The 9,941-nt window shown below is 46.0% G+C and carries 10 protein-coding genes; 7 read left to right on the top strand and 3 right to left on the bottom strand.

All coding sequences use genetic code 11. The features are described from left to right. The 4 genes from ACOJS8_RS06965 to ACOJS8_RS06950 form a co-directional block, all read left to right on the top strand. On the top strand, nt 1-417 hold a 417-nt coding region (locus tag ACOJS8_RS06965), incomplete at its 5' end, for a bestrophin family ion channel (protein WP_420147817.1). A 156-nt stretch (nt 418-573) separates the two neighbouring features. Next, on the top strand, nt 574-1,695 hold the full coding sequence (gene glf, locus ACOJS8_RS06960) for a UDP-galactopyranose mutase (RefSeq protein ID WP_420147816.1): 1,122 nt from the start codon (nt 574-576) through the stop codon (nt 1,693-1,695). A gap of 32 nt (nt 1,696-1,727) precedes the next feature. Next, nucleotides 1,728-2,387 (top strand): DUF6766 family protein, encoded by a 660-nt coding sequence (locus ACOJS8_RS06955; protein WP_420147815.1) that lies wholly within the window; start codon nt 1,728-1,730, stop codon nt 2,385-2,387. Nucleotides 2,388-2,601: 214 nt separating this feature from the next. Continuing rightward, nucleotides 2,602-2,994, top strand: a complete 393-nt coding sequence (locus ACOJS8_RS06950; RefSeq protein WP_420147814.1) for a DoxX family protein — start codon at nt 2,602-2,604, stop codon at nt 2,992-2,994. A 35-nt stretch (nt 2,995-3,029) separates the two neighbouring features. Here the strand turns inward: ACOJS8_RS06950 and ACOJS8_RS06945 are convergent, their stop codons facing one another. Together ACOJS8_RS06945 and ACOJS8_RS06940 are read right to left on the bottom strand one after the other, a co-directional pair. Next, on the bottom strand, nt 3,030-3,917 hold the full coding sequence (locus ACOJS8_RS06945) for a dienelactone hydrolase family protein (RefSeq protein WP_420147813.1): 888 nt from the start codon (nt 3,915-3,917) through the stop codon (nt 3,030-3,032). Nucleotides 3,918-4,050: 133 nt separating this feature from the next. After that, nucleotides 4,051-6,153, bottom strand: a complete 2,103-nt coding sequence (locus tag ACOJS8_RS06940) for a cytochrome c biogenesis protein CcdA (protein WP_420147812.1) — start codon at nt 6,151-6,153, stop codon at nt 4,051-4,053. On the opposite strand from ACOJS8_RS06940, the gene ACOJS8_RS06935 reads away from it, so the two are divergent. Then, entirely contained in the window at nt 6,144-6,278 is a 135-nt protein-coding gene (locus ACOJS8_RS06935) for a hypothetical protein (protein WP_420147811.1), read from the top strand. The two genes, ACOJS8_RS06940 and ACOJS8_RS06935, sit on opposite strands and share 10 nt — an antisense overlap. Before the next feature lie 28 nt (nt 6,279-6,306). Here ACOJS8_RS06935 and ACOJS8_RS06930 read toward each other — a convergent pair whose 3' ends face one another. Continuing rightward, nucleotides 6,307-7,143, bottom strand: coding sequence for a phytanoyl-CoA dioxygenase family protein (locus tag ACOJS8_RS06930; RefSeq protein ID WP_420147810.1), 837 nt, complete (start codon nt 7,141-7,143; stop codon nt 6,307-6,309). Between the two features lie 169 nt (nt 7,144-7,312). Here ACOJS8_RS06930 and ACOJS8_RS06925 point away from each other — a divergent pair, with 169 nt between their 5' ends. Beyond that, complete coding sequence (locus ACOJS8_RS06925; RefSeq protein ID WP_420147809.1) at nt 7,313-8,188, top strand: helix-turn-helix domain-containing protein; 876 nt, start codon at nt 7,313-7,315, stop codon at nt 8,186-8,188. Nucleotides 8,189-8,555: 367 nt separating this feature from the next. Further along, nucleotides 8,556-9,845 carry a serine hydroxymethyltransferase gene (gene glyA, locus ACOJS8_RS06920; RefSeq protein WP_420147808.1) on the top strand — a complete coding sequence of 430 codons (1,290 nt, stop codon included), beginning with the start codon at nt 8,556-8,558 and terminating at the stop codon, nt 9,843-9,845. The last annotated feature ends 96 nt before the right edge of the window (nt 9,846-9,941 follow it).

Genomic DNA, 9,941 nt, shown 5'->3' with positions numbered 1-9,941 from the left:
CGTCAGATAATCAATACGATACGTCATGTTGAGCTGCAAAAAATACTAAATGATTTTTATGATCATCAGGGCAGAGCCGAGCGCATAAAGCGGTTCCCATTACCACGGCAGTACGGCGGTTTCAGCTTTATTTTCGTTTGTATTTTCATTTTTCTGTTGCCATTTGGCGTTGTTGCCGAGTTCAGTAAGTTAGGCGACCAAAGTATATGGCTCACTATACCTTTTGGCGTAATTGTCGGCTGGATATACGTAGTGATGGAGCTTATCGGCGATTATTCAGAAAACCCGTTTGAAGGCCTGTTTAATGACGTGCCTATGCTATCTATCTGCCGCACTATTGAAATTGATCTTCTCCAGATGTTAGGCGATATTCAGGTTCCCAAACCCATTCAGCCAAAGCATGACATACTGATGTAGAGGTAAAACCTACTACTAAACGTAGTACAATCTATTAAATAGAGATACTATAAAGACCATTGCCTCACAAGGTGGCCTTTTTGCGGGATGTTTTGCCGTCCAGACAGTTATAAAACTGCACTTAAACAAAAGTCATTACGGGAGACCGTACCATTTATGGAATACGATTATGCCATTGTTGGCGCCGGCTTTGCCGGGAGCGTATTGGCCGAACGCTTAGCCAGTCAGGCCGGAAAAACAGTACTTCTCATCGATAAACGTCCGCACATCGGCGGTAACGCCTATGATTGTTATAACGAAGACGGCATTTTGATTCACCAATACGGGCCGCATATCTTTCATACCAACTCCCCCGATGTATTTTCGTATCTGTCGCAGTTTACCGAGTGGCGTCCCTATGAGCATCGCGTGCTGGCATCTGTAGAAGGACAGTTATTGCCCATTCCTATCAATCTCGACACCGTTAATAAACTGTATGGTTATGCGTTTAGTCAGGAAGAATTGGCCGCGTATTTCAAGACTGTCGGTGAACCAGTAGAAAATATCCGCACGTCAGAAGACGTAGTAGTCAGTCAGGTAGGTCGCGATTTGTACGAAAAGTTTTTTCGGGGGTACACCCGCAAACAGTGGGGGGTTGATCCTTCGGAGCTCGACAAAATGGTAACCTCGCGCATACCGACCCGTACTAACCAGGATGATCGTTACTTTACCGACGAGTTTCAGTTCATGCCCCTGCATGGTTATACGAAGATGTTTGAGAAGATGGTAAATCATCCTAACATTCATCTTATGCTTAGCACCGATTTCAGACAGATTAAAGATCAGCTCTCATTTGGTGAATTGATCTACACTGGCCCCGTGGACGAGTATTTTGATTACTGCTATGGAAAGCTGCCCTATCGGTCGCTCCGGTTTGATCATCAAACACTGGACGTGCCGGATTATCAGCCGGTTTCGGTCGTCAACTACCCGAACGATCATGCCTATACACGTATCACAGAGTATAAAAAGCTGACCGGGCAGGAGCATCCAAAAACCAGTCTTACCTTCGAGTATCCTCAGGATGAAGGCGATCCGTACTATCCAGTACCCCGGCCAGAGAATGCTGATCTTTACCGACAGTACAAACAGTTGGCGGACGAACAGACGGGTGTTCATTTTGTAGGACGTCTGGGAACGTATCGTTATTATAATATGGATCAGGTTGTTGCGCAGGCATTGACGCTCTATAAAAAATTAGTTGGTGCTGAATCCCTTCATGAGGTAGCGCAGAGTTGAGTTGATAAAGAGCTAATTGGTGGATCGTGAAAATGAAGAAATTTCTGCACGAAAATGGTCTCTCGTTGGTTCTGATTGTAATCACAGTGATAGCTCTGGCGGGCCAGATTCTAGTGGGCTGGTATGATTTTAATGGTGAATTAAAGGACTACGGTCGCCCGGCTATCACGCTCTTAACATATCTTACCACTGGCCATTGCATTGAATCCGTCTTCGAAAACTGGGAGAGCGAGTTCCTGCAAATGGGTCTGTATGTGCTATTGACTGTTAAACTCTTTCAGAAAGGCTCTTCAGAGTCCAAAAGCCTCTCTGAACCCGAAGAAGTTGACCGGGAACCCTCGCCTACACGGCGAGGGGCTCCCTGGCCAGTCAAGCGGGGCGGATGGGTACTGAAGTTGTATGAGAATTCGCTGAGTATTGCTTTTTTTCTTCTGTTCGGTCTTTCCTTTTATTTACACGCCATTGGCGGACTAAAGGAATACAATACTGAGAATGCGCTGAAAGGCAAACAGGAGATACTTTCGCTCTGGCAGTTTATGGGTACGTCTGCATTCTGGTTTCAGTCGCTGCAAAATTGGCAGAGCGAGTTTCTATCGGTATTGTCTATTGTCGTGCTTTCCATTTTTCTACGGCAGAAAGGTTCACCCGAATCAAAGCCCGTCGATGCTCCAAATGATGAAACCGGCGAATGAGCCGTTTTAGGCGATCTTATGTGCTAGCTCAATAGCAAGCTTCTACGAATCCGTGTACAGTACGACGTAGTGCTGGAGCTTTACTTTTCCTGTCTTTCCTTGAAATCCTTGCGTTACTGGCTACAAATGTATGCACCTCCATGAGCTGAATTTAAACTCCACTGCATTCTTATCGTTAATAGAGTATATCTCTCAACGTTAAATGAAGTCTGCAATGGAAAGAACAATCAGTCAATACGCCCCTTATCTGTATGCTGCACTACGTATTGTAGCCGGTCTGCTCTTTGCTATGCATGGTAGTCAGAAACTATTTGGTATTCCTGGTAGTGGCGATCCGGTTCCTTTGTTTTCACTCATGGGTTTTGCGGGAGTTGTTGAACTAGGAGGGGGGCTACTTATTGCCCTTGGTCTTTTCACGCGTGTAGCCGCTTTTCTATCCAGTGGGCAGATGGCTGTCGCCTATTTTATGGCTCACCTTCCACAGGGGCATGTCCCGTTGTTGAACAAAGGAGAGTTATCCCTGATCTATTGTTTTCTGTTCTTGTACATAGCTGCGCAGGGAGCTGGTATCTGGAGCTTAGATACCGGCTTTCGTAAACGCACATAAAAACGAACACTACTGTCGCGTCAGAAAATAATGTATCAGGCTAATTTTGCTGTAAAAAAGTCAATGGTACGTTTCCAAGCCAGTTCAGCGGCTGCTTTGTCATAGCGAGGGGTAGTGTCGTTGTGAAAGCCGTGATTTGCATTAGGATATACGTAAGCCATATACTCTTTGTTATTTGCTTTCAAGGCTGCTTCGTAGGCTGGCCAGCCTTCGTTAACTCGGGTGTCCAGAGCACCATAATGCAGAAGTAGAGGAGCTTTTATTTTGGGAACATCTTCGGCCGCTGGCTGACCACCATAGAATGGAACTGATGCTGATAAATTAGGAAGACGTACCGCCATCATGTTGGCAATCCAGCCTCCAAAGCAGAAGCCAACAACGCCAACTTTACCGTTGCAGTCTTTATGATTTTTCAGATAATCGTAGGCAGCAATGAAATCTTCCAGCATTTCGTTGCGGTCCCGTTTACTTTGCATCTCGCGGCCCGCGTCATCGTTGCCGGGGTAGCCGCCCAATGGCGTTAACGCATCCGGTGCAATCGAAATAAACCCGGCCAGAGCCGCTCTTCGCGCTACGTCTTCAATATGCGGATTCAGCCCCCGATTTTCATGCACTACTACAATGCCACCGAGCTTTTTTTTCGTATCGACAGGTGTCGACAGTAAGGCTTTGATGGTGCCACCCCCTTTTGGCGACGTATACGTAACATAGTCTGATTTTAAGCGTGGATCATCGGCTTTAATCTGAATGCCACCCCGATAATCAGGCATAAGAAAACCCATCAGCGACGCTACGGTAAGACCTCCCACTGCGTATGTAGAGAGCCTTTGTACAAAGTCACGACGGTCGATACGATTATGAGCGTAGTCGTCGTATAGGTCAAACACTTCCTGTTTGATGTCTTCTTTTCTGATTGGGTTCATGGCCATCTGTTACGTGTGTTGCTTCTAAATTTAATTAATTCTGCAACACTCGCGCTTGTTAATCAGCATTACTAAGCATTTCGGAAACACATTAGACACTGGACAACTGAGTTTAGCCGGCAAACGGCCAATGTCAAAATTTTGCTTTTCCTGAATCCAGGAACGAAACAAAGTTTGCTACGTTGCGGTCGTAGTTCTTAGGGGGAACAAGCAATTTACCTTCGCTATCTACTAAGCAGTAATGCGGTTGAGCGTTATTATTGTAATTTGTGATCTGTAAATCAGCATTTTGGGCGCCAATCGATTTTTTTACTTTGCTGTCATAAGACGACGTGTACCATTCGGCTTCCGGCAGTTCTGTTTTATCATCTACATAGAGGGCTACCAACACAAAATCATTTTGCAAGCGCGACATTACGGCAGGATCTGACCAGACGCGGGCTTCCATTTCGCGGCAATTAACGCAGCCGTGTCCCGTGAAATCAATGAACACTGGCTTGTTTACTTTTTTAGAATAAGCCAACGCCTGTTTATAATCGAAAAAACCTTGCAGACCGCGCGGAAAATGAAACAGGTCAGCGTATTTGATGTTTTCTTCGATTGGCTTGATTCCCGTTTGTGTATGGCCAAAGGAAGATTGATTATTCAAATTGAAATCCTGTGAGGTTTCGGGCGGTAGATAACCCGACAAAGCTTTCAGTGGCGCCCCCCATAAGCCAGGAATCATGTAAACGACAAAAGAGAACGTAGCAATCGCCAGTAATAATTTCTGAACACTGATCGTCTTGACTTCACTATCGTGCGGTAACCGGATTTTTCCGAGAAAATAAAAGCCAATCAGCGTAAAAATGACAATCCAGATAGAAAGGAAAACCTCCCGATCGAGCAAGCCCCAGTGATAAACCTGATCGGCCACACTCAGAAATTTAAGCGCAAGGGCTAATTCCAGAAAACCAAGCACAACCTTCACCGAGTTGAGCCAGCCCCCCGAACGGGGCAGGTTTTTTAGCCACTGCGGAAAGGCCGCAAACAGCGTGAAGGGAACCGCAAAAGCAGATGAGAAAGCCGCCATCCCTAGAATTGGCTTTACCACCTCACCACCTGCTGATGCAACCAGTAAACTCCCGACGATAGGGCCTGTGCAGGAAAACGATACCAGCACAAGCGTAAAAGCCATAAAGAAGATACCCAAAATACCGCCCTGTTCTGATTTTGCATCCGCTCTGTTAATCAGCGAGTTGGGTAGAACGATTTCGAAAAGCCCCAGAAATGATAAGCCAAAGATGAAGAATATGGCAAAAAACAGTACGTTGGGAATCCAGTGCGTACTGACAAAGTTAGCAAAAGCCGGACCATTGATCCGTGAAACAACGGTACCGATCAGTACGTAAATACCAATAATGAATACCCCGTACAACAAAGCTTTCCAAAGGCCACCCTGCTGATTTGTAAAAAAACTAACCGTTGCCGGAATAATCGGGAAAACGCAGGGAGTCAGTAAGGCGATCAAGCCCGATAAAAAGGCGGCCAGCAGGAATCCGCCTAACGTATTGCCCTGATCCGTTGCGGTCTCATTTAATACAGCCTGTGGCTGTTCGACTGTTTCGGCAATAGTCGGTTCAGATTGCCTGGGAGTTTTCGCTACGTTAGTAGAAGTGGTTGCTGGTGCTGAAGCAAGGGCAGCTGTTTCCGAAGCCGGAGCGGCAGCCACTGATGCTGTTTGCGGTGCAGAAGATATCGCTGTGGTGGTTGCTGCAGGTTCCGAAACCGTTAAGCCAGTGATCGCAAAATCTTCATTACCCGGTATGCATTGCCCATCTTTATCGGTACAAACCTGATAATCAATATTTCCCTCAATAACTGGTATATTATTCAGGACTTTGATACGTTGCGAAAATTGGGCAGGCCCATGCATCAGATACGTATCGCCCTCGAATACTTCTTCGTATTTGGTTTCTACTTTACTGATTGGTTTTACCTTGCCAACCAGTTCGTACGTTTTGTTAGGATTGAGCTTAATGACCGTCGGTAATGGCCCATCAATTTTCGGATTAACGTCCGAAGAATAGATATGATAACCGGGCTGAATAGTGGCCGTAAAACGTAATTCAATGACCTCCCCAACCTTAGCAGAAGACTTCGTCGACTTATACGTCCAGGTGACGGGTTTAAGGATCTGGGCAAACGTAGCGAGGGGTAGCAGCAGCCACACCACAAGCGTAAGAAATGACTTCATACCGCCTTGGGCAATTATGGTTTGATAGGACAACAGAAATCCTGCAAAAATATTTCCATAAAAAACCAATAGTCGAGCGTCATTCATCAAAAGCCCTAAAAGAAGCGGCTGCTTTTGATGAATAATGCCCGACTAATGACGAAAATTGATCAGTTAATAACTGAATAATACAGGGTTTAGCCCATCCTGTGGTGTACTGCCAACGGGCACATTATTCAGCCATTTCGCATGATCGGCGATTTGGTATTGATTCCGGGGTTGTGTAATGATCTGATCTTTATCCATATAAATCATGGTCATTACTTTACGCGGTCGAGTTGACGTATTCGGTCCCGCCCGATGAAATGTCCACCCGGCATGATAGCTTACCTCACCCAATTCGAAGGGTGTATCGTGAACATTAAAATTCTGTTTCCGAAGCTCGTCGTCTAAAATAGATTCACTTTCATCGCTAATCTCAATGTCGCGTCCAATTTCAACGTGCTGGCTGCCTTCTGCAAAAGCCAACGGCCCCATTTCCATTGGAGTGTCTTGTAAGGGAATCCAAACCGTTACGGTATTGGGGGATGATAATGGCCAGTAAAACTGGTCGGCATGCCAGGGCGTAATACCGCCCGATGGCTCTTTATAGAGGGCTTGGTCGTGGTAAAGTCGTACACCCTGAACGCCCATCAAATCGGTTGCTATTTTGGCCAATCGTTTTGAAAAGACAAAGGCTCTGGCTTGTTCATCTTCCTGCCAAAGATTCATGATCTGCAAAAAAGCGCGCTCATACGTAGTACGTTCGTCCATAGGCTTTATGAGCGTATTGAGCTTGAAAACTAAATCCGTAATAATTGTACCATAATAATCCAGTACGTCTGAGCTGAGGACATGCTTCAGTTTAACGTAACCGTTCTTACGATAAAAGGCAATGGCTTCTGGCTTAACAGTATACGGGCTGTTCAACTCGTCCAGTAAGACTTCTTTATTGATAATACTTGCTTCCATAAGTAATTGTAAAGGTTATAGGATCACTGTTAATACAAAAATAGATCAATAAGCAGCTTAAAGAATGCAGCCCTTTTGCTGATTTGTGTATGATTTTGATTATATATTTATATTGATTATCTATTTATGGTTAAAATACTAGACTTTTGCGTTGTAGAAAGGAAGTACCGTGAAAGCCTTATTTGAAAAAATATTAGTAGAAGAGCAGAGTTCGTTACTGGTTCGTCGCTTCCAGTTGCCTTATTTTGATGCGCCCTGGCACTATCATCCAGAATATGAACTCACGTACATCGTGAAAGGCTTTGGGCATCGCTTTGTCGGCGATCATACAGAACCCTTCGGCGCTGGTGATCTGGTCTTGCTAGGTCCCAACCTGCCCCATTTCTGGCGTAGCGACGAGGAGTTTTACACACCTGAATCCACCCATCAGGTTGAGTCCATCGTCGTTCAGTTTTCGGATGAGCTTGGTAAGATTGGGCTAGTCAATCTGCCCGAAGCTAATGCCGTCAGGCAATTGCTCGAGCGATCTCGCCATGGTATCAGCTTCAGTAGCAATGTGCGTCAGTCGATGGCTTTGCAGATGGAGCAACTGACAGAGCGTTCAGGGTTGTCGCAGCTACTTAACCTAGTAGCTATTCTTGATCATCTGGCTACCGACGCGGATGCCTGTTTACTGGCTAGCGACGGCTATCAACTAAGTGCTGGTGCTGCTGACACAGAACGAATGCAACGTGTCCTTGAATTTATCATGACCAATTTTCGAACCGATATACGGGTTGAGCAGATAGCGATGATTGCGGGAATGACACCGGCTGCTTTCTGCCGTTATTTCAAGCAGCGGACAAGAAAAACATTCGTTGAATACGTTAATGAACTACGTATCGGTTATGCCCGTAAATTACTCAACAGCGCCAGCCTGAGTATTAGCCAAATCGGGTTAGAGTGTGGCTATAACAATAGTTCGCATTTTCACCGGCAATTTAAACTGCATACAGGAATGACTCCGCTACGTTATCAGTCAGCCCTGAATCAATTTAATTTTTAACCAGCTCGAAAGAAAAAGATTGTTTGATACGTAGTTGTCGAACAACCCAATACAATCAGCTTACTATGGTTACCAACGCTACACAGCGGGTTGTTAACTCCAGCTCCCCTAACCCAAACTGATTCGCGGGGCGTTTAACACCAAGAAACCCAATTCCCGGTTTTATGCCGGGTATAGGTTTGTAGCCTATTTTTCTGTTAGCGTATGCAAAAGCTACTTGTTAGATACTTTTGTTGGTATGCCTACCAGATTCTACCGTTTTCCAGCGTACCTTTGTATGTATAAATAACTGGTTATTTGTTAGTTTACTACGTCGTTTTTGACCCGTAGAACAGCCAGATCACCAACATAATAAAACGATCATTTGATGACTACCGTCACCTCCACCACCCGCGATACGCAGGTGTTTGACTTGATTGCGAAAGAACAACATCGCCAGGAATCAGGTATTGAACTGATTGCCTCCGAGAACTTTGTATCGCCCGCTGTTATGGAAGCGGCTGGCAGCGTACTGACGAATAAATATGCGGAAGGGCTTCCGGGCAAACGCTATTATGGTGGCTGTGAAGTAGTCGATCAGATAGAGCAAATCGCTATCGATCGGGCGAAAGAACTATTTGGCGCTACGTGGGTCAATGTGCAACCGCATTCGGGGGCTCAGGCAAATACCGCCGTATTTCTGGCCTGTCTGCAACCGGGTGATACCATTCTGGGCTTCAACCTTTCGCACGGTGGACACCTAACGCATGGTTCGCCCGTGAACATCTCAGGAAAATATTTTCGTCCGACTTTTTACGGAGTTGAGAAAGAGACCGGCGTTATCAATTACGACGTAGTAGAAGAAACGGCTAAGCTTGAACGGCCTAAAATGCTAATCTGTGGTGCTTCAGCTTACAGCCGCGACTGGGATTATGCTCGTTTGCGGGCCATCGCCGATGAGGTAGGTGCTCTTCTGTTAGCGGACGTATCGCACCCGGCTGGTCTGATTGCCAAAGGATTACTGAACGATCCGCTTGCTCATGCGCACATCGTAACCACGACGACCCACAAAACACTACGTGGTACACGTGGTGGCATTATTATGATGCGGAATGACTTCGAAAATCCGTTCGGTATCAAAACTCCTAAAGGCGATCTTCGGCTGATGTCGTCCCTGCTGGATTCGGGCGTGTTCCCGGGTACGCAGGGTGGGCCGCTGGAGCACATTATTGCGGCCAAAGCCATTGCGTTTGGCGAGGCCCTGAGCGAAGATTTTTACGAGTATGCCGTACAGGTTCAGAAGAACGCCCAGGCGATGGCCGCGGCTTTCCTGAACAAAGGCTACCAGATTATTTCGGGCGGCACAGATAACCACCTGATGCTGATCGACCTGCGTTCGAAAGGGCTGACGGGTAAACTGGCCGAAAATACGCTGATCAAGGCTGATATTACGATCAATAAAAACATGGTACCGTTCGACGATAAATCGCCGATGGTCACTTCCGGGATGCGCGTCGGCACGGCTGCCGTCACCACGCGTGGCATGAAAGAATCCGATATGGAACAGATTGTCGTATATATTGACGAGGTTCTGATGAACCACGACAATGAAACGAAACTTCAGTCCGTAAAAGAAGAAATCAACGCCTGGATGAAAGCGTTTCCGTTATATAGCTAATTAACTGCGAAAGAGTGAACGATTGAAAGACCGGGTCGCTGGAACGTTCTGTCAATCGTCCACTCTTTCACTCTTTTAAACTTAATGAACCCTTTA

This window comes from Spirosoma sp., assembly GCF_048594605.1.
GTDB lineage: Bacteria > Bacteroidota > Bacteroidia > Cytophagales > Spirosomataceae > Spirosoma.
Note: the sequence above shows the minus strand (reverse complement) of the source record. Positions and strands in the feature narration are given on the sequence as shown.